General features: G+C 70.6%; 28 protein-coding genes and 1 pseudogene. 11 read left to right on the top strand and 18 right to left on the bottom strand.

Annotation, left to right across the window (positions count from 1 at the left end):
* Positions 1-148: 148 nt before the first annotated feature.
* The gene (locus GPJ59_RS03395; protein WP_219664843.1) at positions 149-1,225 is read right to left on the bottom strand and encodes an epoxide hydrolase family protein; all 1,077 of its coding nucleotides are present in this window, start codon (positions 1,223-1,225) and stop codon (positions 149-151) included.
* Between the two features lie 130 nt (positions 1,226-1,355).
* Between GPJ59_RS03395 and GPJ59_RS03390 the strand changes: the two genes are divergently transcribed.
* Together GPJ59_RS03390 and GPJ59_RS03385 are read left to right on the top strand one after the other, a co-directional pair.
* A complete protein-coding gene (locus GPJ59_RS03390) occupies positions 1,356-1,820 on the top strand; it encodes a MarR family winged helix-turn-helix transcriptional regulator (protein WP_219664832.1) in 465 nt (154 codons plus the stop codon).
* Between the two features lie 126 nt (positions 1,821-1,946).
* Positions 1,947-2,687, top strand: coding sequence for a VOC family protein (locus GPJ59_RS03385; RefSeq protein WP_219664830.1), 741 nt, complete (start codon positions 1,947-1,949; stop codon positions 2,685-2,687).
* Here the strand turns inward: GPJ59_RS03385 and GPJ59_RS03380 are convergent.
* A complete protein-coding gene (locus GPJ59_RS03380; protein WP_219664842.1) occupies positions 2,684-3,052 on the bottom strand; it encodes a DUF6247 family protein in 369 nt (122 codons plus the stop codon). The genes GPJ59_RS03385 and GPJ59_RS03380 overlap by 4 nt on opposite strands.
* Positions 3,053-3,592: 540 nt before the next feature.
* Here GPJ59_RS03380 and GPJ59_RS03375 point away from each other — a divergent pair.
* Both GPJ59_RS03375 and GPJ59_RS03370 read left to right on the top strand, forming a co-directional pair.
* A complete protein-coding gene (locus GPJ59_RS03375; RefSeq protein ID WP_219664828.1) occupies positions 3,593-3,973 on the top strand; it encodes an RNHCP domain-containing protein in 381 nt (126 codons plus the stop codon).
* A gap of 26 nt (positions 3,974-3,999) precedes the next feature.
* Entirely contained in the window at positions 4,000-4,419 is a 420-nt protein-coding gene (locus GPJ59_RS03370; protein ID WP_219664826.1) for an RNHCP domain-containing protein, read from the top strand.
* A gap of 245 nt (positions 4,420-4,664) precedes the next feature.
* Here GPJ59_RS03370 and tnpA read toward each other — a convergent pair.
* A pseudogene (gene tnpA / locus GPJ59_RS03365) lies at positions 4,665-5,041 on the bottom strand (IS200/IS605 family transposase).
* 3 nt (positions 5,042-5,044) lie between these two features.
* Here tnpA and GPJ59_RS03360 point away from each other — a divergent pair.
* Positions 5,045-5,776 carry an RNA-guided endonuclease InsQ/TnpB family protein gene (locus GPJ59_RS03360; protein ID WP_258023789.1) on the top strand — a complete coding sequence of 244 codons (732 nt, stop codon included), beginning with the start codon at positions 5,045-5,047 and terminating at the stop codon, positions 5,774-5,776.
* A gap of 135 nt (positions 5,777-5,911) precedes the next feature.
* On the opposite strand, the gene GPJ59_RS03355 is transcribed toward GPJ59_RS03360, so the two are convergent.
* The 7 genes from GPJ59_RS03355 to GPJ59_RS03325 all read right to left on the bottom strand — a co-directional run bounded on the left by GPJ59_RS03355 (position 5,912) and on the right by GPJ59_RS03325 (position 12,686).
* A complete protein-coding gene (locus GPJ59_RS03355; protein WP_219664825.1) occupies positions 5,912-7,141 on the bottom strand; it encodes a peptidase M6 in 1,230 nt (409 codons plus the stop codon).
* A gap of 369 nt (positions 7,142-7,510) precedes the next feature.
* A complete protein-coding gene (locus tag GPJ59_RS03350) occupies positions 7,511-7,843 on the bottom strand; it encodes a hypothetical protein (protein WP_219664822.1) in 333 nt (110 codons plus the stop codon).
* A 292-nt stretch (positions 7,844-8,135) separates the two neighbouring features.
* Positions 8,136-8,282 carry a hypothetical protein gene (locus GPJ59_RS03345; RefSeq protein WP_219664820.1) on the bottom strand — a complete coding sequence of 49 codons (147 nt, stop codon included), beginning with the start codon at positions 8,280-8,282 and terminating at the stop codon, positions 8,136-8,138.
* A complete protein-coding gene (locus GPJ59_RS03340; protein WP_219664817.1) occupies positions 8,279-10,309 on the bottom strand; it encodes an APC family permease in 2,031 nt (676 codons plus the stop codon). Before GPJ59_RS03340 ends, GPJ59_RS03345 begins: the two co-directional genes overlap by 4 nt.
* A 134-nt stretch (positions 10,310-10,443) precedes the next feature.
* Positions 10,444-10,869 (bottom strand): hypothetical protein, encoded by a 426-nt coding sequence (locus GPJ59_RS03335; RefSeq protein WP_219664815.1) that lies wholly within the window; start codon positions 10,867-10,869, stop codon positions 10,444-10,446.
* Between the two features lie 330 nt (positions 10,870-11,199).
* A complete protein-coding gene (locus GPJ59_RS03330) occupies positions 11,200-12,024 on the bottom strand; it encodes an alpha/beta fold hydrolase (RefSeq protein ID WP_258023788.1) in 825 nt (274 codons plus the stop codon).
* 176 nt (positions 12,025-12,200) lie between these two features.
* Positions 12,201-12,686 (bottom strand): Lrp/AsnC family transcriptional regulator, encoded by a 486-nt coding sequence (locus GPJ59_RS03325; RefSeq protein WP_219664814.1) that lies wholly within the window; start codon positions 12,684-12,686, stop codon positions 12,201-12,203.
* A 92-nt stretch (positions 12,687-12,778) separates the two neighbouring features.
* On the opposite strand from GPJ59_RS03325, the gene GPJ59_RS03320 reads away from it, so the two are divergent.
* The 3 genes from GPJ59_RS03320 to GPJ59_RS03310 all read left to right on the top strand — a co-directional run bounded on the left by GPJ59_RS03320 (position 12,779) and on the right by GPJ59_RS03310 (position 14,927).
* Positions 12,779-13,411: a YitT family protein gene (locus GPJ59_RS03320; RefSeq protein WP_219664812.1), complete on the top strand. Its 633-nt coding sequence runs from the start codon at positions 12,779-12,781 to the stop codon at positions 13,409-13,411.
* A gap of 183 nt (positions 13,412-13,594) precedes the next feature.
* Positions 13,595-14,398 carry a GNAT family N-acetyltransferase gene (locus tag GPJ59_RS03315; RefSeq protein WP_219664810.1) on the top strand — a complete coding sequence of 268 codons (804 nt, stop codon included), beginning with the start codon at positions 13,595-13,597 and terminating at the stop codon, positions 14,396-14,398.
* 241 nt (positions 14,399-14,639) lie between these two features.
* On the top strand, positions 14,640-14,927 hold the full coding sequence (locus tag GPJ59_RS03310; protein WP_219664808.1) for a DUF6213 family protein: 288 nt from the start codon (positions 14,640-14,642) through the stop codon (positions 14,925-14,927).
* Here GPJ59_RS03310 and ligD read toward each other — a convergent pair.
* From ligD to pdxR, 5 genes are all read right to left on the bottom strand, one after another.
* A complete protein-coding gene (ligD, locus tag GPJ59_RS03305; RefSeq protein WP_219664805.1) occupies positions 14,848-15,801 on the bottom strand; it encodes a non-homologous end-joining DNA ligase in 954 nt (317 codons plus the stop codon). The genes GPJ59_RS03310 and ligD overlap by 80 nt on opposite strands.
* Positions 15,798-16,448, bottom strand: coding sequence for a DNA polymerase ligase N-terminal domain-containing protein (locus GPJ59_RS03300; protein WP_219664802.1), 651 nt, complete (start codon positions 16,446-16,448; stop codon positions 15,798-15,800). Before GPJ59_RS03300 ends, ligD begins: the two co-directional genes overlap by 4 nt.
* A 67-nt stretch (positions 16,449-16,515) precedes the next feature.
* On the bottom strand, positions 16,516-17,025 hold the full coding sequence (locus GPJ59_RS03295; protein WP_219664801.1) for an Hsp20/alpha crystallin family protein: 510 nt from the start codon (positions 17,023-17,025) through the stop codon (positions 16,516-16,518).
* Between the two features lie 198 nt (positions 17,026-17,223).
* Positions 17,224-17,493 carry a hypothetical protein gene (locus GPJ59_RS03290; protein ID WP_219664800.1) on the bottom strand — a complete coding sequence of 90 codons (270 nt, stop codon included), beginning with the start codon at positions 17,491-17,493 and terminating at the stop codon, positions 17,224-17,226.
* A gap of 203 nt (positions 17,494-17,696) precedes the next feature.
* On the bottom strand, positions 17,697-19,106 hold the full coding sequence (gene pdxR, locus GPJ59_RS03285; RefSeq protein ID WP_219664799.1) for a MocR-like pyridoxine biosynthesis transcription factor PdxR: 1,410 nt from the start codon (positions 19,104-19,106) through the stop codon (positions 17,697-17,699).
* A gap of 46 nt (positions 19,107-19,152) precedes the next feature.
* On the opposite strand from pdxR, the gene GPJ59_RS03280 reads away from it, so the two are divergent.
* From GPJ59_RS03280 to GPJ59_RS03270, 3 genes are all read left to right on the top strand, one after another.
* A complete protein-coding gene (locus tag GPJ59_RS03280) occupies positions 19,153-20,337 on the top strand; it encodes an MFS transporter (RefSeq protein ID WP_308120102.1) in 1,185 nt (394 codons plus the stop codon).
* 145 nt (positions 20,338-20,482) lie between these two features.
* Complete coding sequence (locus GPJ59_RS03275; RefSeq protein ID WP_258023787.1) at positions 20,483-21,370, top strand: ketopantoate reductase family protein; 888 nt, start codon at positions 20,483-20,485, stop codon at positions 21,368-21,370.
* Positions 21,371-21,430: 60 nt separating this feature from the next.
* Positions 21,431-21,829, top strand: coding sequence for a VOC family protein (locus GPJ59_RS03270; RefSeq protein WP_258023786.1), 399 nt, complete (start codon positions 21,431-21,433; stop codon positions 21,827-21,829).
* 46 nt (positions 21,830-21,875) lie between these two features.
* On the opposite strand, the gene GPJ59_RS37055 is transcribed toward GPJ59_RS03270, so the two are convergent.
* From GPJ59_RS37055 to GPJ59_RS03260, 3 genes are read right to left on the bottom strand one after another with little or no spacing between them, the layout of a single operon-like run.
* Complete coding sequence (locus GPJ59_RS37055; RefSeq protein ID WP_258023785.1) at positions 21,876-22,007, bottom strand: hypothetical protein; 132 nt, start codon at positions 22,005-22,007, stop codon at positions 21,876-21,878.
* Positions 22,004-22,345 (bottom strand): hypothetical protein, encoded by a 342-nt coding sequence (locus GPJ59_RS03265; protein WP_219664798.1) that lies wholly within the window; start codon positions 22,343-22,345, stop codon positions 22,004-22,006. Before GPJ59_RS03265 ends, GPJ59_RS37055 begins: the two co-directional genes overlap by 4 nt.
* Positions 22,342-22,611: a hypothetical protein gene (locus GPJ59_RS03260; RefSeq protein ID WP_219664796.1), complete on the bottom strand. Its 270-nt coding sequence runs from the start codon at positions 22,609-22,611 to the stop codon at positions 22,342-22,344. Before GPJ59_RS03260 ends, GPJ59_RS03265 begins: the two co-directional genes overlap by 4 nt.
* Positions 22,612-22,635: the final 24 nt, after the last annotated feature.

Raw genomic sequence — 22,635 nt, 5'->3', positions numbered from 1 at the left:
AGGGCAGGGCGCGCGCGGCCGGCCGCGCGCCCGCCCACCACGCGGGGTGGGGCGCGACACCGCACCCGCCGCCACGCCCCCGCCTCCGCCCCCCTTCGCCCCCCGCCGGCGGGGCGCGGCCATCGCCCAGCCCGCCGCCCCGCCCGGCTCAGGCGGTGAGGAAGAAGTCCCGGACGTCCTCGGCGAGCAGCTCGGGCACCTCCATCGCGGCGAAGTGGCCGCCGCGCTCGAACTCCGACCAGTGCCTGATGTCGTACATCCGCTCGGCAAGCGGTCGTACCGACTGCGTGATGTCGTACGCGAACACCGCCACGCCCACCGGCACCGGGCAGGGCAGGTTCGCCCGCGGCGTGTCGCGGTGCAGCCGCGCCGAGGACGCGGCGGTGGCGGTCAGCCAGTACAGCGAGATGTCGGTGAGCATCCGCTCGTCGCTGATCGTCGAGCGAGGGTCGGTCCAGTGGGCGAAGCGCTCGGCGATCCAGGCCAGTTGGCCGACCGGCGAGTCGGTCAGCGCGTAGCCGAGGGTCTGCGGGGTGGTGGCCTGCAGGGCCTGGTACGGCGGGCGGTTCGCCATCAGCTGGCGGACCTTGTCCAGCCGGGCCTCGTCCGTGTCGGACAGTTCGACGCCGGCATCCGGGTCCGGCCGGGTCGGCAGGTAGTTGACGTGCACCCCGACGACCTGCTCGGGTGCCACCGCGCCGAGCGCCAGGGAGATGCCCGCGCCGAAGTCCCCGCCCTGCGCACCGTAGCGCTCGTAGCCGAGACGGCGCATCAGCTCGGCCCAGGCCCGCGCGACGCGGACGATGTCCCAGCCGCGCTCATGGGTCGGCCCGGAGAAGCCGTAACCCGGGATGGACGGGATCACCAGGTGGAAGTCGCGCGACAGCGGCTCGATCACGTCGAGGAACTCCAGGAACGAACCGGGCCAGCCGTGGGTGAGGACCAGCGCGAGCGCGTCCGGCTTCGCGCAGCGGACGTGGACGAAGTGGATGTCCTGGCCGTCGATCTCGGTGGTGAAGTGCGGAAGCTTGTTGAGCTCGGCCTCCTGCGCGCGCCAGTCGTAGCCGGTGCGCCAGAACTCGGCGAGCTCCTTCAGCCGCGCCAGGGGGAAGCCGTAGTCCCATCCGGCACCGGCGACCTCGTTGGGCCAGCGGGTACGGGAGAGGCGGTCGGTCAGGTCGTCGAGGTCGGCCTGGGGGATGTCGATGCGGAACGGCTTGATCACGGTCTTCACTCCCGGAAGATTTCGAGATTCGTTCAAGATTCGTCGAAATTCGTTCGCCATCCAAACGTTCGTGACGCTAACGAAGGTAGACTGTTAGTGGAACTAACGCAAGAGGTGGAGGATGTTGACCATGAGCCCGACCCCCGAGCCCACCCCGGCCCGGCTGCGCGCCATCCCCAGCCGCCTGCTCGCCGGGGCCGCGCTCGCCGCCGACCGGCTCGTCGGCGAGCGGCTGGCCGCCGAAGGCGCTCACAAATGGCACTTCGCCGCGCTGGTCGCGCTCGACGAGGCCGGCGCCGCCAGCCAGGCCGAACTCAGCCGCCGCACCGGCATCTACCGCAGCGACATGGTCGCCGTCCTCAACGAGCTCGCCGACACCGCATGCATCCGGCGCGAACCCGACCCCGTCGACCGCCGCCGCAACGTCATCACCCTCACCCCCGCCGGCCGCCGCCGCCTGGAGCGCCTCGACACGCTCATCGCGGACGCCCAGCGCGAACTCCTCGCCCCCCTCACCCCCGACCAGGCGGACGAACTCACCCACCTGCTCACCGTCCTGACCGACCACCACCGCCCGCCGCACGACGCGCGGTAGCGGCGGCTACGGAATCACGGAATCACGGAAACTCGGGTGCGGGAGCCGCCCGGCCGTCCCTAGGCTGCGCCCGCGGGGAGGCAGGGCGCCTGCCCCGCCCGTCCGCGGATCGGAGATGCCCGGGACATGACCAGCCAACTGTTCGCGATCTGCTTCAACGCGACCCGCCCGTCGGACCTGGCGCGCTTCTGGTCCGAGCTCCTGAACTGGAGGCCGGCCGAGGGCCCGGACGGCGGCCCGGACGGCGGTGCCGCGATCCTGCCCCCCGACCCCGCCGGCTTCCGCATCCGCTTCCTGCCGAGCCAGGAACCGAAAACGGGCCGGAACCGGGCGCACTTCGACCTGACGAGCACCTCCCCGGAGGACCAGCGGCGTACGGTGGCCAGGGCGCTGGAACTCGGCGGGAAGCACATCGACGTGGGCCAGTCCCCGGACGACGGGCACGTGGTCCTCGCCGATCCGGACGGCAACGAGTTCTGCGTCATCGAGCCGGGCAACGCCTTCCTCGCCGGCACCGGCGTCATCGGAGCGCTGGCCTGCGACGGTACGCGGGAGGTCGGCCACTTCTGGAGCAGGGCGCTGCGCTGGCCGCTGGTCTGGGACCAGGACCAGGAGACCGCGATCCAGTCGCCGAGCGGCGGTACGAAGATCACGTGGGGCGGCCCTCCGGTGGCCCCGAAGACGGGCACGAACAGGCTGTACCTCGAACTGGCACTCCCTGCCGACGCCGACTGGGAGACGGAACTCGCCCGCCTGACCACCCTCGGCGCAACCCGCACCACCCCCGCCGAGGGCGAGCGCGACACCGCCCGGGCGCTACTGCTCGACCCCGACGGCAACGAGTTCACCGTACGAAGGCTCTGCTAGCGACCCGCCGGCTCCCTCTCGGCTGCTTCATGCCGAAGACGGCTGTACTCCTCCAGAAGCCGCATGGACTCGTCGGGGTCTTCGGACGTGGCGGCGCGAGCTTCGAGATCGCGCATGTGGGTGTCGAGGGCGGGATCTCGCGCTATGGCGTACTGCGTCCACCACAGGCGCATGAAGGCCGGCACCGGCGTGACGCTGAAAGCGTTGCCGACGACGCGCTTCCAGTGGGCTTCGAAGTCCGGGAGGAGATGCGGGGCGTGTTCCTGAATGGCCAACCGGAGCGCCTGGGGGGTGCGTTCGGGCATGGGCGGCAACCGGCGGGGTTCCCCCTCGTACTCCTCGAAGTCGGGTGCATGCGCGGGCATGGTTCGGGGCTCCTCGGGTGGAGGGTCAGGCCGCGTCCGGCCGGGCCTCGTGCGGTTGCGCGTGATGGCTGCGGCTTCGCCGGCGATCCGGGTCCGGTCCAGGATTTCGCCCATCCCTTGTGCATGGCAACTCCCATAGGCGTGATGCGTGCCTGCGGTGGCGAGAGCGCGGCCGCCGGGGCCGAGCGCGTACGCCGAAGTACGTCGAAGCATGCCGAGGTGTGCCGGGGTGCGCCGAATAATGCGTTGACGCCCCCGGACGGCGTGCTGTTAGCCTGGCCGGGTCGTTCTGCTTCGTTCTGGGCCTGTGTGCCCTGGAAAAGGGTGTTTATGACCCGGCCCGCGCCGAGTGCGCCTCGCCGTACCGCGTAACCGTCCGCCGCCTTCCGCCGCCCGTTCTTCCGGGCTGCTGCCGGACGTGTCATCCGGTGCTCTGACCTGCCTGTTCGCCGTTCCACGGCGCTGTCGGGCTGCTCTCTGACGAGGCCACTCGGCCTGCTCTTGCTGTCATGACCGACTTCTCAGCAAGGAGCACCCCGGGTGTCCAGCCACACCAACCACAACACCAACACCACCAACACCCTCAGCCTCGGCACCTTCGCCTGCGCGTGGTGCGGCCTGACCGTGTCCGCGTACGCCGCCGACGGCGCGCCGCGCAACCACTGCCCGTCCTGCCTGCACTCCCGGCACGTCCTCGACCACGTCGAGGGCGGTCCGAGTGACTGCGAGGGCCGGATGTCGCCGATCGCCATCGCCGTGCTCCGCACCGGTGACTGGATGGTGATCCACCGCTGCGTGCGCTGCGACGAGCTCACCTCGAACCCGGTCTGCGTCGACGACAACCAGCTCATCCTGATGCGCATGGCGGTCCGGCCGCTCGCCCAACCGCCCTTCCCGCTCGAAGCGTTCGGAACTCTCTGACCGCCCGGACGAGGAAGGAGACCGCCATGTCGCGCAACAGCAACAGCAGTCGCCGGCGGCGCCGTCCGCAGCGGCGCAAGGACGTCCTGCACACCCAGGGCGGGCACCGGGCCAACGACTTCCGGTGCACGTCATGCCGCCTCGACGTCTCCCTCGACGCACCCGGCACCGCGCACCGCAACCACTGCCCCAACTGCCTGGCCAGCCTGCACGTCGACCGGAAGATCCCCGGCGACCGCGACGCGGACTGCCGCGGCCGGATGGAGGCGCTGGGCATGTCCGTCCGCCCGGACGGCGAGTGGCTGATCATCCACCAGTGCGCCTCCTGCGGCGAGCTCAGCGCCAACCGGATCGCCGGTGACGACAACCCGCTCGCCCTGGTCCGCCTCGCCCTCAGACCACTCGCCGACCCCAAGGCCGCCGGCCGCGCCCTACTCACCCTGTGAGCCGGATGCGGCGGCCGCGGGCGCTCAGCACCCGCAGCCGCGCCCCGCCCGCCGCACCACCCCCACCCGCGCACTTGCGTCACAGACGGGGTGGGGCTGCCCGTCGACTTCCGGCGGGCAGCCCCAGAGGTATTTCGCGCTACCGGTGACTTGGCCAGTGCACCGGGCTTCAGCCCGGTGGTGAAGGCCATCCTCGGCCCGGAGGCGCATAGCGCCGGAGTTCGCTCCGCCTCCGGGACCTCAACTCACGCCGGGCGGTTCTGCTGCTCGATGTACTGACGGACGACCGACAACGGGGCCCCGCCGACCGACCGGCGAAGTAGGAGCCGGACCACAGCCGTTGCGCACGCCAGTAGTGCCGTTCCAGCTCGGGGAACTCCCGGCGCATGTATCGGGAGCTGACGCCCTTGAGGGAGTTGACCAGCTTCGACAGGGCCACCTTCGGCGGGAAGCTCACCAGCAGGTGCACATGGTTGTTCTCGCCGTTGAACTCTTTCAGCTCCACCTCGAAGCCGGCGCAGACGTCCCGCATGATCTGTTCCATCCGGCGAAGGTGCCGGTCGGTGAACACCGTGTGCCGGTATTTCGTCACGAAAACCAAGTGGGCGTGCAGCAGGAACATGCAATGTCTGCCAGTTCTGTGCGCTGGTCCCGCAGTCTGCCTTCCGATCCGACTTCGGTGACGGTGGTCAAAGACGCCTCCGGCAGGTACTTCGCCAGCTTCGTGGTGGAGACCGAGGACAAGCCGCTGCCCGAACTGGACTGGGACGAGACCGAAACCGGCATCGATCTGGGCCTGTCCTCCTATGCGGTGCTGCGGGGCCGGAAGATCGCCTCTCCGAAGTTCTTCCGCCGTCAGGAGAAGAAGCTGCGTCGCGCACAGCGCAAGCTGTCGCGCTGTGTGAAGGGCTCGAACAACCGGCGCAAGGCCAAGCTGGCCATTGCCAAGGTACATGCCAGGATCGCGGACCAGCGCCGCGACTTCATCGAGCAGGAAACCACCCAGATCACGCGCGAGAGCCAAGCCGTGTATCTGGAGGACCTGAACGTGAAGGGCATGGCCAAAGGCGAGCGCGCCAAGTCCGCCCACGATCAGTCGCTGGGCATGTTCGCCCGCACCTTGGAAGCCAAATGCCACCGGTACGGGCGCGACTTCGCCAAGGTGGGCCGGTACTTCCCGTCCACTCAGCTGTGCTCGGCCTGCGGCAGCATCGAAGGCCCCAAGGGACTGGAAGGACTCAAGATCCGCAAGTGGACGTGCTCTTGTGGGGCACATCACGACCGGGACGAGAACGCCGAACTCAACATCCGCCGTGAAGGACGGCGCACCGTGGCCGAGGGACGCCCGGACACGTAAAACGCCTCGTGGAGCCCATGTAAGACCCGGCACGCCGGGCAGCGGGTGATGAAGCAGGAACCACTACGCACGTGCTGGAAACAGCGGCGGCACGGTGGGAATCTCCCCCGTTTACGGGGGAGAAGCGTCAAGCGGTCACCACTTGTAGGTCCAGACGGTGTCGTTGTACGCGTCGGAGCCGTTCACGTGGATGCGGATGCGGGCGGTGTCGTCCTGGAAGGTCTGGCCGGGTTTCCAGGTCTGCATGTCCAGGCTGGTGCAGTTCCCGGTGGGTGCGGCGGCCTTGGGGTTGCCCACCACGCGGACCGGTCCGCTGCCGCTGGCGACCGAGGTGTCGATCTTGTAGATCAGTACGCCGGTGGCACAGGCGCCTGCGTCGTTGTTGGCGGCCTTGCGGGACTCGGCGACGTAGGCCGTGGTGGCGCTGGTCCTGATCACCGCCAGCTTGTAGCCGCTGCCGCCGTATTCCACCCCGTTCAGGTTCGTGGCGTACGTGCCGTTCGCGGACAGGCAGGAGACCTGGCTGTCGGTGATCCATCCGAGCTTCCACGCGTGCCAGCCGAGGAACTGCGGGGCCGGGCCGCTCACGTAGCCCATGACGTCCCAGCCGCCGACGTACTGGTGCTGCGCGCCGTTGAAGGCGTAGAGGTCGGGCAGGCCGAAGGTGTGGCCGGTCTCGTGGTCGGCGACCTTGTGGCCCCAGTGCCACATGTCCTGTCCGAAGGTCACCGCCCACTTGATCATCACCCAGGCGTTCGTCGCCCTGTTCCAGACCCAGGTCGGGTTGGCGGGGTCCTGGACCCAGGTGGGGGTGTGGGTGATCGCGGCCGCGGTGCTGGTCGGCACGACGTAGAACATGTCGTAGTCGGCGAGGTTGACGCCTGCGCCGGCAGCGCCGGCGAGCGCGTCTTTCAGATATACCCGGTGCGTGTCCCAGCTGAACCCGCGAGCCCAGTTGTAGTCGGTGGAATTCTTCGGCATGCGCACCCAGTTGCCGTACGGGGCCCGCATGTCCAGCCAGGTCTTGCCGCTGGATGCTTTCCACATCCAGTCGGCGGCGCCGGATATCTGGTCGTAGTAGCGATCGAGAGGCGTGGTGGTCCCGACGGCGTCGGGGAAGTCGACGTAGATGACGCCCACGCGTTTGGTGCCCACCGGTTTCTGGAACCGGTTGTAGTCGGTCTGCTGGCCCTCGTCGGTGTAGCCGGTCGTCCCCCGGAGCGCACACGCCGAGGTGTTTTCGTCGGACCCGTGCGCGGCGGGGACGATGACCAGGGCGAGCAGGGTGAGCAGTGTGAGCAGGGCGGACAGGAGGAGTACGGGCGCCGCACCGAGCCGGCGCCGCGCCGCGAGTGGGGATCTCATGGTGTGCCTCCGTGGGGAGAGGGACACCTCCGTGGCGGTGAGGTGTACCTCGGAGTGGGGAGAGAGCCCGCGCGGGGTGACGCGGGCATGACATTCGGATATTCCGTTGCTTCCGGCGGCGGATATGTTGGGGGGAGTATGCCGCTGCGGCGGCGGTGCCAAAGGCTACTGGATCTCCATAACAGCGCACTATGGGCGCGGAATTGTGCCGCTCCGACTGCGATCGGTGACACGATGCGGCAGGCGGGTTCGAGGAGACCGAGGCGCCCTCGGGTTCGGCCGGCCCGGGCGAATCCGGGTCGGAGCGCATGGATGTGGGGCGGGCGCCGGTACGGATGCCGGCCCGCCCCACGCGTCAGACGGGCGGGGTCAGACTTCCCACTCGACTCGTTCCACCGTGTCGTTGTGCTCCCTGGGCTCTTCGAGCTTGTCGCCGGCCCTCAGGATGCGCGTGGCGTTCTTGCTGATCAGCTTCGCGTTGCTGTCCGTGCGGTTCTCCCAGGACGACACGTTCCTGGACATGCTGTCGCCGTTGGGAAGGGGCAGAAGGCTGAGGTCCACCTTGTGGCCGGCGCCGATTCCGTACCCCTCGCCCCCGCGGTCGTAGTGCCGCCAAAGGCCGAGCGTCTTCGGGGGACAGGGCGAACCCTCAGGGGGGCTGATCACTACCACGCCATTGGGCAGCCCTGTGGTCGTGCTCATGGCTTCGCTCCGTTCTCTCGTCCCGCCGGCCATTCCGGCGGGCGCGGCACCAACGTTCCACGGGAAACTCGTGGCGCCTGCCCCCGGCGCGAGCCTGATCGTTTCTGTGGTGTGCATGACCACTCGGGTGGCGGAATGGTGTGCCCGGCACCTCGCCGGGCCGGCCGGCGCCGGCGGACCCGGTCGCCGGTTTCGCCGATACCGGCCAGGAAGGCGGCGCGTTCCGGGAGCCGGGCCTGCGGGACTGGACCTTGGGCGGGTCAGCCGCCGGCGCAGCCGTCGTAGGACGAGGTCAGAGCCATCCCCGGTCGCGGGCCGCGAGTACTCCTTGGGCACGGCTGGTCGCGCCCAGGCGGCGCAGCAGCTGAGCGATGTGGCCGCGGTAGGTCCGTACGGAGATGCCGAGTTCGCGCGCACCGGCGTCGTCCTGACGCGTCACTCGGTCGTGGTCCTGGTGCCGGCCGCTTCGCGGACGGGTTCGCCGCGGCGGTAGGCGCCGGGGGCGCGGGGTGCGGGGTGGTCGGCGCGGCCGGCTGAGGTCAGCTGCCAGGGGACGCTGGTGACCATGACGCCGGGGGTGAAGAGGAGCCGGCTCTTGAGCCAGAGGGCGGACTGGTTGTGCAGGAGGTTCTCCCACCAGTGGCCGACGACGTACTCGGGGATGAAGATGCTGACCACGTCGCGCGGGCTGTTGCGGTGGATGGAGCGTACGTAGTTCACGACCGGCTTGGTGATCTCGCGGTAGGGGGAGTCGAGGACCTTGAGCGGGGTCTCGATCTCGTACTCCTCCCACTGCCTCTTGAGGTCGGTCACGGATTCGCGGTCGACGGCGACGGTGAGGGCTTCGAGCCGGTCGGGTCGGATGGCGCGGGCGTAGGCGAGGGCCCGCAGGGTCGGCTTGTGGATGGTGGAGACCAGCACGATGCCGATGACCCGGGAGGGCGGGGCGATCTCGGCCCGCGGGTCGGTGGAGGCGAGTTCGGCGGAGACCTGGTCGTAGTGGCGGCGGATGGCGCGCATCGTCACCCACAGCACGACCGCCGCGAGGACGGCCAGCCAGGCGCCCTGGGTGAACTTCGTGGCCAGGACGATGACGAGGACCAGTCCGGTCACGCAGGCACCGACGCCGTTGATGGTCCGGGTGAGCTGGTGGCGGCGGCGTACGGCGGGATCCTGTTCGGTGCGCAGCTCGCGGTTCCAGTGCCGGACCATGCCCGCCTGGGAGAGGGTGAAGGAGGTGAACACGCCCAGGATGTAGAGGTGGATCAGGGCGGTGACGTTCGCCTTGTAGCCGTACAGCAGGGCGCCGGCCACCACGGCCAGGGCGATGATGCCGTTGGAGAACGCGAGCCGGTCGCCGCGGTTGTGGAGCTGGCGCGGCAGATAGCGGTGCTGGGCCAGGATCGAGGCGAGCAGCGGGAAGCCGTTGTACGCCGTGTTGGCGGCCAGGATCAGGATCAGGGCGGTGGCGGCCTGGATGAAGTAGAAGCCGAAGCTGTCCGGGCCGCCGAAGACGGAGGCCGCGAGCTGCGCGATGACGGTGCGCTGGGTGTACGACGCGCAGTCCGCCAGCCCGGTCAGTCGGCAGGGGTCGTCGGTGATGTGGACCTTGGTGATGATCGCCAGGGTGGTGACGCCGACGAACATGGTGATGGCGATGATGCCCATGGCCGCCATGGTCCGGGCGGCGTTGAGGGGTTTGGGTTTGCGGAAGGCGGGCACACCGTTGGAGATCGCCTCCACGCCCGTGAGCGCCGTGCAGCCGCTGGAGAAGGCGCGCAGGACGAGCATCAGCATCGCGAAGCCGGCCAGGTTGGCGTCGGCCGGCTCCGGTTCGATTCCGTAGGCGGCGCTCTCCGCGACGGGCGCGTCGCCCATGAGGTATCGGAAGAGGCCGGTGCCGACCATGATCAGGACGCCGCCGATGAACAGGTACGTGGGGGTGGCGAAGGCGCGTCCGGATTCCTTGACGCCGCGCAGGTTCATGGCGGTCAGCAGGGCGACGAAGCCGAGGGCGAGGCCGACGCGGTGCTCGGCCAGGGCCGGCACCGCCGAGATGATGTTGTCCACGCCCGAGGCGACCGACACCGCCACCGTCATGACGTAGTCGACGAGCAGTGAGGCGGCCACGACGAGACCGGCCGAGGGTCCGAGGTTGACCGAGGCGACCTCGTAGGAGCCGCCGCCGCTGGGATAGGCGTGGACGACCTGCCGGTACGACAGCACCACCACGGTCATCAGCGAGACGACCGCGAGTGCGATCCACGGCGTGAAGTGCAGGTACGCCAGTCCGCCCAGGGTCAGGACGAGGAGGATCTCCTGCGTTGCGTACGCCACCGAGGACAGTGGGTCGGAGGCGAAGATGGGCAGGGCGAGGCGCTTGGGCAGCAGGGTCTCGCCGAGCTCCTCGCTGCGCTTGGCCTGGCCGATCAGCAGGCGCTTGAGCAGACCGGTCACGTTGAACACGGGCCGAGCGTATGCAACCGCTGCCGTACGCGCGCGGCGGGTGCGCCGAAGAGAGGCGTCGGGACGATCAGGCCGGGATCAGGCCGGGGTCGCGAACAGCGGCAGCGCCCTGCTTGCGCGCCCTGCTTGCGCGTTCAGTCGAGCTCGGAGATCTGGAAGACCGTCCGGGCCGTCTCGCGGTCGACCCGCTGGGCCAGCTGGCGCAATGCCGTGGCGCCGCACAGCAGCGTGCCGCGCTCCAGGCTGATCTGGGAGTCCGTGTCGACCCGGTGCCACAGCGCGGGGTTGCGGACAAGGACGTTCGGGTCGATCTCCATGCGTCGTCCATCGGCGTCACGCAGGATCATGCGCTGCGCGATCCCGTCGTGCCACCGGACCGAGACCAGTGCGTCGGTGCGGACGGCACGCTCGGTGAGGAGCCCGCGGGCCGACAACGCGCCTGGTCGTGCGGAGATCCGGGGCGGGAGCAGGATCACGAAGACCAGTACGGCCAGTGCGGTCCATCCGGTGGACCGCAGCCAGGTGAGTGACCCGGCCGCAGCGTCGATGGCGAGAATCATGGCGAGCAGGAGCGCCGCGGCCCCGACCGCAGTGCGCCGTTCACCGGCCCAGTGGACGTCCTCCGCCCAGGTTCCGGGAGGCCCGGGCGCTCCCGGCTGCCGTGAGTTCGCTGCGTTGTCACGGGATGCGGGCCCCGTGAAACCTCGTCCCATGCCGCCGACGTTAGACGCCTGAGGACCGTCGGACGGTGATCCTGACGTGTCACGTACGGGACTTTGACGGGGCCGGTACGACCCGCTCCACGGCAGCGGAGGCGGGACGGCCCCGGACGGGCCCGTCCCGCCTCGGCGTGGGTCGGGTCGGCGGCGCCGCTCGGCGCCGGCCGGCCGTCAGGAAGGGCGCCGGTTGGTTTCGATGAAGGTGGTCACGCGGTTCGCGTAGTCGTCCGGGTGGGTGACGTGGGGGATGTGACCGGCCCCGTCGTAGGTGTGAGTCTGTGCCTGAGGGAGTGCGCGGGACAGCCGGGCGGTGATGGCGGCGAACCAGGGCGGGCTGTCGGTGCCCTTGGTCAGCAGGGCGGGCCCGGTGTAGCCGGAGAGGCGGACGAGGTCGAGGTCGGCCCAACCGGGGTCGGCCTGTTCGTCGGCAAAGGTGGGGGCGTTGGTCATGAACGTCTCGCGGATCCGGTCGGGCAGTTGCTCCCAGGACCCGGGCCCGAAGGCGACCTCGTCCACGAACTGGCGCGCACCTGCGAGGGTTTCGCCCGACCGGAGGTGTTCGAGGACGGATTCGATCTTCTCTCCGGCGGCCGCCATCAGAGGCTGGAGCTCGGCGTCGTCGGCCACGACGCCCATGAGCGGGGGTTCGTGGGCGATGAGACCGCGGAAGAGCTCGGGGCGCCGGGCGGCCAGGCCGAGTACGGTCGAGGCGCCGAAGGAGTTTCCCGCGACGTACGCCGGCGCGAACCCCAGGGTTTCCATCAGCGCCGCGAGGTCCTCCTCGTCCTCGAACCGGGTTCCGGGCCCCGGCGGACGTTCGCTCTGGCTGTGCCCCCGCCGGTCGTAGACGAGGACCCGGTACCTGAGCGCGAGGGCGTGCAGGACGGGAGCCCAGTTGTGGTGGTCGCCCCAGGAGCCGTGCACCAGGACCAGCGGATCGCCGTCCCCGCCCACCTCGTAGAAGAGCTCGACGCCGTTCACTTCGACCTGGGACATGCTCCCTCTCCTCACCGGCAGGCGGTGGCCGCCACCATGGCCATTGAGTCACCGCCCGCCCGGCGCGCACAACTGCCGAGGGCCTGGGCGGGCCCGACATCACCGGTCCGGCCCACCGGCGGCGAGGGAGCCGAAGCTGCCCCGTGCCCGGGCCCGGCTCCTCGGCCTTCCTGAGGTCAGGAGCCGGAGCGCGCGACCGACTCGAGCAAGGCGCGGGTCCGGTTCGGCATCGCCTCCCAGAGCGATACGGCGGTGCTGGAGCGGACCACCCCGTCGATGCCGAGGATGGTCTGGTTGATGCGGTGCAGATCCGCCGTGTCCCGCGCGACGACCTTGGCGAGCAGATCGGCCTCGCCGGTGGTCGCGTGCACCTCGATCACTTCCGGAATGTCCTCGAGATGGCTCATCGCGCTGGCCCCCTCGCTCTGGCTGATCGCGAGCGACACGAACGCGACGAGCGTGTAGCCCATGGATGCCGGTGACACGCGCTGGCTGAATCCGAGCAGCAGGCCGGCGCGCTCCATCCGCTGAAGACGTGCGTGCACGGTGTTGCGGGACACCCCGAGAACCTTCGCCAGCTGCAAGATCGTGGCGCTCGGGTGATCGTCGAGAGCCAGCAGGATTTGGGCACTGAGCGGGTCGATCGTCGTCACGCTTGTCATTCTGCCCTGGATTCTCCCTTCGGGCGTGCATCCGTCCCAGCTCAAAGCCCGGAGCTTGTGAATCCGTCCGGTTCGCTTCGACCATGGTCGCCATGACCGATTCAGCCACCGCGACCCCGACAGCCGCCGGCCGGACGAAGCACGGTCTGATCGAGGACGTTCTGGGGATCTTCACCGGAACCCTCCTCGCATCCTTCGGACTCTTCCTCCTGCGCACCAGTGGCACCGTCACGGGCGGCACCGCCGGCCTCGCGCTCCTGCTCAGCTACGCGGTCGACGTTCCGTTCGGGGTGGTCTTCCTCGCGGTCAACCTGCCCTTCTTCGCGCTCGCCGTCCGGAAGAAGGGGTGGGACTTCACGATCCGCACCGCGCTGTCGGTCGGCCTCGTCTCCCTGATGGCCTCTCTCCACCCCGCCGAGATCACCCAGATCGACATCGACCCGGTCTACGCCGCGCTCGTCGGCAACCTGCTCGCCGGTGTGGGGCTCCTCGTCCTGTTCCGGCACAGGTCCAGCCTCGGCGGCTTCAACATCCTCGCCCTGATCATGCAGGAGCGGTTCGGTCTGCGCGCCGGATATGTCCAGATGGCCCTCGACGTCATCGTCGTGGCCGCGTCCCTCGCGGTCGTCTCCCCCGCCAAGGTCCTCCTCTCCGCGTCCGGCGCCGTCGTCCTCAACGTCGTCCTCGCCCTCAACCACCGGCCGGGGCGCTACACCGGGTCGTGACAGGTTTCCCGGACCATCCGGACGTACGACCCGTGCCGGTGGAACCACCCGGTGCATTCAGGAAGCGCTGCGCAGGTCCCGGACGTACCAGTGCTCGCCAGGTGGCCCGGCCCGAAGGTGGCCCAGTCGGCGCGCATGGAATTGGCCCGTGTGATGGGGCGATCGAGCAGTACCTTGGGCGCAATGACAACAAGATCCACTTCGGCCGACCAGCCCATGGCCGTGGCCGTGCCCATGTCCGTGTCCGTGGCCGAGGCGCCGATGCGTCAGGCCCGTAACTCCGCCGCTTTCTGGATCGCGACCGGCCGGTGCCGGGGGCATGAGGTCATCCGGCGCCGCGGATTCGTCGCGGTCGACGGCGACGCGCGCGCCGGCCTGCGGATCCTGATTCAGGAGTCCGACCTCGACCCGGGCGAACTGGCCGAGTTGAGCGAGCTGGCTCGCCGAGCCGCAGGCCCGGTGAACGCGGAGGATCCGTTCAGCTCGACCGACCTGAGCCACCTGGGCATGCGCAGCTGGCAGATGCCGGTCATGCTGCGCCCGCCCGGGCACGTCGGCGAACCGGTGCTGGAGGTGATCCGGGTACGGCGGCCCGAGGACCTCCAGGCGGCCGAGCGGATCGTGATCGAGGGCTTCGAGCTGGCCGGATTCCAGCCCTACCGCCCCGGCGAGCTGTTCCCGATGCCGCTGATCGAGCAGCCGGGCGTGGACGTATTCGTCGCCTCGTACGATGGTGTGCCCGCGGGTGCCTGCGTCAGCGTCGTGGACGAAGGCATCGGCAGCCATTACTGGGTCGGCACGTCGCCGGCGTTCCGGTCGCGTGGTGTGGGGCGGGCCGTCATGCTCGGCTCCCTCGCCCACCTGGCGGACCTGCCGCTCACCATCACCGCTTCGAAGCTGGGCAGGCCGCTGTACGAGTCGCTGGGCTATACGGCCGTGGCCCCCTCGACCTGGTGGGCCTCTGTTCCCGTGGCACCGTCGCGGTAAGCCCGCCGGCTCGCTGGTCCCCGCCCCACTCCGCGGGCGGCAGCGGGCGTCGCCGGCCGAAGGAACGCCATCCGGGCGGCGGAGTGCGTACCGGTCCCCGTACCGGGTAGCCGCTGTGCGGAGGCAGGCAGCGCCCAGCCCGTGACCGTCGGGCCCGACGACGCCTTGGGCCGGGCAGTACCTGAAGGCCGACGCCGAGCGAGCGTCTGAGGCCCGTACGGGGCGGTGAGGCTGGTTCACGATGAGTGCTTCGATACCGGTGGTCTCCGCCTCGGGTGGCCCTCTGCTGATCCCCGCCCACGAGCTCACCGATCTGCTGCGCCGTGTCGCGGCCGGGTGGCTTCAGTCGGAAGAGGCTGGTGACACGGATCTCGATGCGAGGACGATGCGGGCGCTGGCCGGTGTGCTGTGCGAGCTGGCCGATCAGATCGACGTCGAGTGCATCGGGTTCATGCCGATCGGCGGCGAGGGTGAGGGTGAGGGCGGGGGTGTCGGGCGAGGTCCTGGAGGCGGCTCACGGCCGGGCTGAGGGAGCGGGCTCGCGGGGCGGGGCTCCACGGGTCGTCGTCCTTGACGAGCCGGTCGGCGTCGGCGAGGGTCCAGCGGCGTGCGTCGAGATCCGGATCCTCCAGGTCCGCCCAGGAGAGCGGCGCCGCGACGGGTGCGCCGGGGCGGGCCCGGACGGCGTAGGGCGCGACGGCGGTCTGGGCGTAGGCGTTGCGCTGGATGTCGACGTACAGCCGGTCCCCGCGGTCCTTCTTGCGCGCCGCGGTGGTGAGCCGGTCGGGGTGGCGCTCGGTGAGGACGCCGGCGACGTCGGCGGCGAAGGCGCGTACGTCGTCGAAGGGGGCGCGCCGGTCCAGCGGGACCAGGACGTGCACGCCGCGTGAGCCGGTGGTCATCAGCAGCGAGGGCAGTTCCAGCTCCTCCAGCAACTCGTGGAGCCGGCCCGCGGCCTCCCGTACGAGCGGGAACTCGTCGCCGGGCGGATCGAGGTCGAAGACCAGCCGGTCGGGGTGGTCGGGCCGGTCGGCCCGGGAGAGCCACCGGTGCGGGGTGACGCACCCCTGGTCGGCGAGGTGGAGGAGGGTCGCGGTGTCCTCGCACAGCACATGGGTGACGGTCCCGTCCTCCTTGGGCAGCTCGGCGCGGTGGATCCAGTCCGGGAAGTGCTCGGGGATGTCCTTCTGCATGAATCCGGAGCCCGGCTCGCCGATGCCGTCGGGGTGCCGTTCCAGCATCAGCGGGCGGCCACGGAGATGCGGCAGCATGCGCCGGGCGACGGTGCGGTAGTACTCGGCGAGGTCGGCCTTGGTGATGCCGTCCTCGGGGAAGAGGACCTTCTCCGGCCGGCTGACCTCGACGGTGCGCCGGCCCGCCCGGATCTTCCTCGTCGCGCTCACCGCTTCCTCCCGGCGGCTTGCTCCTTGTCGACCTGCTTCAAGGTGCTGACCTGCTTCAAGGTGTGGCCGGTGCGCACCGACCGGGCCCGCCGGGGGTCGGGGCCGCCGTCCTTGTGTGCGCGCTGGTCGTCGCGTTTCACCAGCAGCCACGCCTCCCGCTGCCCGCCGCTGCCGGGGCGGAACCGGGTGAGCGACCAGCCTCCGTGGAGCTTGTGGCCGTCGAGCCAGAACGAGGCGTGGCCGTCGGCGAGTGCCTGCTCGAAGGGGACCTCGCTACCGCGCCGGTCGGCGGAGAGGTTGCGGTACGTACCCTCGTCCCAGACGATCACCGTCCCGGCCCCGTACTCGCCCTCGGCGATCTCGCCCTCGAACTCCCGGTACTCCAGCGGGTGGTCCTCGGTGGGCATGGCCAGCCGTTTGTCGTGCGGATCGCTGGACGGCCCCTTGGGGACCGCCCATGACTTCAGCACCCCGTCCACCTCCAGCCGGAAGTCGAAGTGCATCGCCGTCGCGTCGTGGATCTGCACCACGAAGGACGGCGGCCGGCCACTGCTGCCGGAGTCGCCGCCCCGCGGCTCGGCGGTCTTCGAGAAGTCCCGGCGGCGGTGGTACTCCGCCAGCGCCGCTCCCTTCTTCGCCTTCGCCATGGGCTGCCTCCTGCGGCTGTACGGGGCAAAGTACGTGGTCCACGCGACCGGCACGGCGTCGCGATCCTTATGAGGGCGATGAGGGCGATGAGGGCGATGCGGGCGGTTCGTCGCCGCCGCCTCCGATGGCGATCCTGCGCGGCTTGGCCTCGCCCGACTTGGGGATGCGGACCGTCAGGACGCCGCTGTCGAGGCTGGCCTCGATCTTGTCGCTGTCGACGCCGCCGGACAGGGTGGTGCGGTACGAGAACTTGCCCTTGCGGTGCGTCAGCATCTTGCCTTCGGACTTCTCGTCGAGTTCGCCGGTGATGCACAGGTCATTGCCGTCCAGCTCCACGGCGATGTTCTCGCGGGGGATGCCGGGCATCTCGGCCTTGATCATGTACGCGTCGTCGGTTTCCTCTTCCTCGGCCATGGGCGTCCAGCCGTGGGCGGCCATGGTGGGGGTCGCGGCCTGCTCCAGGAAGCGGCCCATCTGGTCCCACATGGACTCGAAGTCGTGCCAGGGATCCATCGTGCCCCAGCCGTGGCGGCGCCACATCGTGTCGCCGGAACCTCGTCGAACCGGGAAGTTCATGACACTCTCCACTTCCTTCGTAACACTCCGTGCGCGGCCTTCTTGACGTGAAAACGAAGGACCGCGTACTCGCTGTCGCCCCTGCGCCTTCCCGCTCCGCCCACTGTCATGCGCACCCCGGACGGCGGCGAACTGGCGTTGCCGAGGGCTGTCCGCTTCCAGGCCGCATCCGCCGGCTCTCCTCGCCCCACCACGGGATCAATTGCCGGCCGGGGCCTCCCGCCAGTCGTCGGTGCCACCGAGCAGCTCGGTCAGGACGAGTCCGGGGTCGTCGGCCTCTGCGGACCAGCGGTCGTAGGTCGCCTCCCACAGCGGGGCGAGCTGGGAGGCCCACGGCAGCCGGTAACGATGGGTGAACGACGCCTCGCCGGGCTGCTCGATGGTGAGTCGCCGTCCCAGCCAGCCGGTGCGGTGCCGCACCACCGCATCGGGCTTCAACACGATCCGCCGCTCGCCGATGGCGAGCATGTGATGGTCGCCGACTTGGCAGAGCTCCGCCCGCAGGCGACCGAGCTGCCCGGACCAGAGGAGCGTTCCTTGCGATCCAGCGGGTTCGGCTTCCAACGAACTTCTCCGTTCACCTGGAGAGCAGGACATGTGGCGCGGCCCTGTGAGGCGGCCGCCCGAACAGAGTGTCCCCTGCAGGCGGGGGAACCGGCACGTGACGCGGGCTATCGGCCCCTGAGCAGGCCGCCGACCGCCGCGATGCCTGCCGTGACGGCGCGTTCGCCGACGTTGCCGAACCCGAGGATCAGTTGCACCGGCTCCGTCGCGTGCGAGGAGCGGCAGGTGCTCATGCCGTAGAGGCCGACGGACCGGGCGCGGGCGGCGGAGACGAGTTGCTGCTCGTCGGCCGGTCCGTCGAGGTGTGCCACCGCGTGGAAGCCTGCCGCGAGACCGGTCACCACGACGGCAGGGGCGTGTTCGGCGAGCGCTGCCACCAGGGCGGTACGACGTGCCGCGTAGGTCGTCCGCATCCGGCGCAGGTGCCGGTCGAAGCGGCCGGACTCGATCAGTCGCGCGAGGGCGAGCTGATCGAGCGTGGGGGACCCGCGGTCGTTCAACTGCTTGTGCTCGATGATCAGTTCGGTGAGCGCGGGCGGGCAGAGCATCCACCCGATGCGCAGCGCGGGCGCGAGGGACTTGCTGACGGTGCCGATGGAGATCACGCGGTCTGCGGCGAGTCCCTGCAGCGCGCCCACCGGCTCCCGGTCGTACCGGAACTCGGCGTCGTAGTCGTCCTCGATGACGACGGCGTCCCGCCTCCTGGCCCACTCGATCAGCGCGAGCCGCCTCTCGGGCGCCAGGGCGACGCCGGTGGGCCACTGGTGCGCGGGGGTCAGGACGACGGCGCGGGCGTCGGTCCTGGCGAGTGCCCGTACGTCGATCCCACGCTCGTCGACCGGTACGGGGGTGGCCGACATGCCCGCCGAGGCCGCGGCGGAGGAGATCGTGGCCGGTGAGCCGGGGTCCTCGTACGCCACCGTACGGATACCCGTCCTGGCCAGGGCGGACAGGGCCAGAGCCAGGCCCTGCGCGTAGCCGGAGCAGATCACGATCCGTTCCGGGTCCGCCGCGGCGGCGCGCACCCGCCGCAGATACCCGGCCATGACTTCGCGCAGTGCCGCGCTTCCGCGCGGGTCGCCGTAGTCGAGCGCCGCCGTCGGCATGGTGCGTGCCGCCTCGCGCGTGGCCCACAGCCAGTCGGCGAGCGGGAAGCTGCTCAGGTCGGGGACGCCGCATCTGAAGTCGGCGACCAGGGGTGACGGCGATGCCGGGGTCGGTGACGTGGGCGCCGACGGGACGCCCGCTCCGGCGGCGACCCGGGTGGCCGAGCCGACGCGTGTCACGAGGTAGCCCTCGGCCTGGAGCTGCGCGTAGCACTCCTGCACGAGGCCGCGCGAAACCCCGAGCATCCGCGCGAGTTCGCGGGAGGACGGCAGCCGTTCGCCGATCTGCAGCCGCCCGGTCCGGATCGCGTCCCGCAGCCGCAGTTCCAGCTGGGACCGCAGCGGCTCGCTGCTGTCCCGGTCGATGACCAGCAGCAGATCGGGCGACAGACCGGACCACTCCAGAGGCATGGAATTGGATCTTACTGGCGGTCCACCCGGCCCCTAGCTTCGCCGTGTGACCAAAGTGATCAACTCTCAGGCCGAGGGCGCCGGCTCGCGGCCGGCGCTGGTGACGCGTCCCCTGCTGCTGCGCTTCGTCTCCGTCATCGGCGCCTCGACGAGCTTCTACCTGCTGCTCTCCGTCGTTCCCCGCTACGCCGAGGCGTACGGAGGCGGTCATGCCGCGGGACTGGCCTCGGGTGCGCTGCTGCTCGCGACGGTCGGAGGCGGGCTGGCCGCTCCCCGGCTCGTGGCCCGCTTCGGATACCGCCCGCCGCTGGTGGCGGCGCTGGTCCTGCTCGGTGCGCCCGCGCTGGTGCTGACCGTGTCCGGGAGCACGGTGTGGATCACGGCGGTCTGTGTCGTGCGCGGTCTGGGCTTCGGGGTCACGGTCGTCGCGGGCGGGGCCCTGACGGCGTCGCTGATCCCGCCCGAGCGCCGTGGTGAGGGGCTGGCGCTGGTCGGCGTCGTGTCCGGGGTTCCGTCGCTGGCGGCCCTGCCGCTGGGGGTGTGGTGGGCGGCGCACGCCGGGTACGGACCGGTGTGCGCCGCCGGCGCGGTGGCCGCGCTGGCCGCCATCGTCTCGGTGCTGGGAGTGCCGGACCGCGAGTCGGCCTCCGAGCGGTCGATCGGGGTGCTGGCCGGGTTCCGGACGGCCGCCCTCCTGCGGCCCGTCGTCGTCTTCTCGGCCACCGCGCTCGCTGCCGGAATCATCGTCACCTTCCTGCCCCTCGCCGTCCCGTCGGCTTCCGCCGGAGTCGTCGCCGTGGCCCTGTTCGTCCAGGCCGCGGCGGCGACCGTGGCCCGCTGGGCCGCGGGCCGGCACGGTGACCGGCACGGACCGGCCTCACTCGTCGTGCCCGGCCTGGTCGTCTCGGCCGCGGGGACGCTGCTGACCGCTCTGACCCACAGCCCGGTCGCCGTCGTCGTGGGCGTCGCCCTGTTCGGGGTCGGATTCGGAGCCACCCAGAACGCGACGCTGTCGCTGATGTACGCGCGCGTCCCCGAGTCCGGCTACAGCACCGTCAGCGCCCTGTGGAACGTCGCCTACGACGCGGGCATGGCCGTCGGAGCCGTCGGCTTCGGCATCCTCGCCGCCCGGACCGGCTACCCCTGGGCCTTCGCCCTCACCGCCGCGCTGATGCTCACCGCCCTCGTCCCGGCCTGGCGCGACCGCCTGGCCGACGGCGCCCGCCGATGACCGGGACGGCCCCGTGCCGCCGCGGCCGCGACCCCGCCACCCGTACGCGTCGTCGCGCGTTCGCCGACGACCTGACAGCCTTCGCCACAGCCTTCACCGAAGGAGACCGCCCCACGGGCACGGTCTCCCACGAACAGGAGCTCACATGACCAGCACCCCCATGACGGTGGCCATCCTCGGACCCGGCGGGGTCGGCGGCCTGCTCGGCGCGCTGTTGGCCCGCGACGGGCACCGCGTCATCTGCCTCGCCGGAGAGGAGACCGCCGCTGTGCTGCGCCGTGACGGTCTGTGCGTCCGGAGCGCGCGGTACGGCGACTTCACCGCTCCGGTCGAGGCCGACACGTCGCTGCGCGAACCGGTCGACGTCACGCTCGTGACCGTCAAGCAGACCGCCCTGCCCGCCGCCCTCGACCGTGTTCCGCCGCAGGTCCTCGGCGACGGTGTCGTCGTACCGCTGCTCAACGGACTCGACCACGTCGCAGCGCTGCGCCGACGCTATCCGGCCGGCCAGGTCGTGGCCGGAACCATCAGGGTCGAGGCCACCCGCACGGCGCCCGGGCGCATCGCGCACACCAGCCCCTTCGCCGCCCTCGAACTGGCCGCCCCGCTCGACGCCCTCGCATCCCGCCTACGTCACGCCGGCCTCGACGTGACCCTGCGCACCGACGAGAGCGCGATGCTCTGGGACAAGCTCTCCTTCCTCGCTCCGTTCGCCCTGCTGACCACGCGCCACCAGGCCACGGTGGGTGTCATCCGCGACGAACGGCGGTCGGAACTGCTCGCCGTCCTCGACGAGATCACCGCCGTGGCGCGCGCAGCGGGCGCACCGGTGACCACCGAGGCCGTGCTCTCCTTCTTCGACCGGGCGCCCGAGACGATGAAGTCCTCGATGCAGCGCGACGCGGAGAACGGCCACCCGATCGAACTCGACGCCATCGGCGGGGCCGTCCTACGGGCCGCGGCCACGCACAGGATCGAGACACCGATGACCGCACGCCTCGTCGCAGAGCTGGCTCCCACGGCGAGCGAGTAGGCGCGCAGCCGCTCCGCAGAAGATCCACGCGGCCTCGAACCCGGCGGGCAGCTATGGGACTTGCTGGTCAACAAGATGACCTTCGCTGACGCGCATGATGATGTGATCATGTTGACCATGGCTGTCGAATCAGTGGTCGTACGTCAGCGTGTCGAGGATCTGGACGCGGCTGTGCCGTTCTACGAGAAGTTGGCGGGAAGCACCGCATCGCGGTTCGCCTTTGCCGGGGTCGACCTGGCAAGCGTCGGACCGTTCCTCCTGTTCGCCGGGCCTGATGAGGCGGTGCAGCGTGTCGCCGGCGTGACGGCGACGCTGGCTGTCGCCGACCTGAACGCCGCAGTCGAGGAGGCGAAGGCGGGAGGAGCCGACGTAGTGATGCCCATTCAGCCCACCCCGAACGGCCGTCGTGCGGTGCTGCGGCACCCGTACGGCGGCGTCTTCGAGTACGTCGGTCCGTAACCGCAGTTCGCATTCCTCGTCCGGCGGGTCGCACACGAGGTCGTCATCACTCGGCGGTGACCAGTTCGGCTCGGATGGCGTCGATCAGGTCGCGTACCGGCCTGGGAAGGGAGTCGCGGGCGGTCCGGGCCGTATCGACCCGGTCCATCTGCCAGGGCGGCCCCATGAAGTCGCTCACTGGCCGGGCTCCGCCTTCCCCGCCTCGCGCCGAAGGTGCGCGGCCTGCGCGAGCAGCTGCGTGGCCTCGGCGTTCGTCGACGCGTCGGCTGCCCGGCTTTCCAGGTCGTGGATGTGCCGGTCGAGTGAGGGATCGCGGGCGATGGCGAACTCGGCCCACCACTGGGCGAGGAACGCCGGTACCGGGGCGATGTCGTGCGCGTCGCCGACAGCCCACTTCCAGTGGGCGTCGAAGTCGGCGAGGAGCTGCGGTGTGTGCTCGGCGATCGCGGCGCGCAGCGCCTTCGTGTTCCGCTCTGGCATGGGCGGGATACCGGACGGCCTGGGGGCGGTCGTCATGCCGCCACCTCCTCGGTCTCGCTGCCCTGGGCGGCCTGCTTGGCCTTGTAGGCGGCGGCGAGGGTGGACGCGTACTGGGGTGTCCACTCCATGTGCCTGGCGACGGCCGGCGCTCCGCCGCGGCCGAGGTCTACGGCGATACGCCCCGCGGTCTCACGGAAGTGCGCGACGGCGTCGTCGGCGGCCTTCTCCGCCCGGTCCAGTTCCAGCTTCTGCGTATCGGTCAGGGCGGCTTGCGGAGCTCGGGTGCGGGGCTTGTCGGTCATGGGAGGAGTGTGGACCCCACGCCG

This window comes from Streptomyces bambusae, assembly GCF_019400985.1.
Classification (GTDB): domain Bacteria; phylum Actinomycetota; class Actinomycetes; order Streptomycetales; family Streptomycetaceae; genus Streptomyces; species Streptomyces bambusae_A.
The sequence above is the reverse complement of the archived record's forward strand: the minus strand, read 5'-3'. Positions and strand labels throughout refer to the sequence as shown.